This window comes from Burkholderia sp. AW33-5 (assembly GCF_053427615.1).
Genome location: NZ_JBSAXA010000076.1, coordinates 1 through 989, shown reverse-complemented (window position 1 = coordinate 989; position 989 = coordinate 1). Strand labels below are relative to the sequence as shown.

The following is a 989-nucleotide window of genomic DNA, read 5'->3' as shown; positions in this document are numbered from 1 at the left end:
ATATGAACGCGTCCCGTTTGCAACAGATTTCGGGTGTCTGGCAGACAGGATGGGCTGCGGCTCTATATCCGGCCTCAGTGCAGACGGTACAAGTGCTGCGGGCCCCTATGAAATTCGCTGACTCGCACCTCATTCTCCTAGCGAGCTCTGCAGCTCTTCACTTTATTCAGGTTTTGCGAGTCCCGGTCCTACCTGGCTTGTCATCACACTCGATTGCTGCGCAACCTTTCGACATTCACCCTGCGCCAAACATCAATCATCCACGCCGGCGGTGCACGTTCAGATGGGTTTTACGTTCACGTAGACTTTTTGATACTGCCGGTCATGGGCCAGTACGGCCCAAATTGTTCTTGCTATCTTGTTGGCCAATGCCGCGACCACCACATTCTGAACTGCACCCCAAAAGTTGGACTAGATCCAACCTTTTGGGGTGTTTTTTCATCTGCTCGACCCAAGGGCCGGGATCGTTCGCGTGAGACAAGACGCTACGTGCCCCGTGAATCAGCAGCGTGCGCAGGTATGTATCGCCGCGTTTGCTGATCCCGTGCAAGTTCACCTTGCCGCCCGATCCGGTTTGCTTGGGTACCAGTCCGGCCCATGCGGCAAACTCACGTCCGGACCGGAACGCTTTAGCATTGCCCATCATCGCGACTGCCGCCGTTGCCGTGATCAGCCCGACACCGGGAATCCTACTGATCGCCTTCACTGCGCGATCATCCTTTTGCCACTCCCTCATACGTCGTTCGATCTCGGCGACTTGTTCGTCGATTCTGACCAACCCGTTCCACTGCTCGCGCAGCGTGTCGATCAGTGCAGCAGGCAGACGCTCTGCAAGTCGCCCCAACGCCGCCGGAATCTCCGCATCCAGCTTCGCCCGACCCCGACTCATTACCTCGCCATATTCCGCCATTAGTCCGCGGAGCCCGTTGATCTGCATCGTGCGGAATTTCACCAACTGCTCACGCATCCGGTGAAGCGCCAGCATCGCC

The 989-nt window shown here is 57.3% G+C and carries 1 pseudogene; it reads right to left on the bottom strand.

What is annotated here, in order from left to right:
- Nucleotides 1-279: 279 nt before the first annotated feature.
- Nucleotides 280-989, bottom strand: a pseudogene (locus ACV22V_RS32380) (IS110 family transposase); the annotation flags it as partial.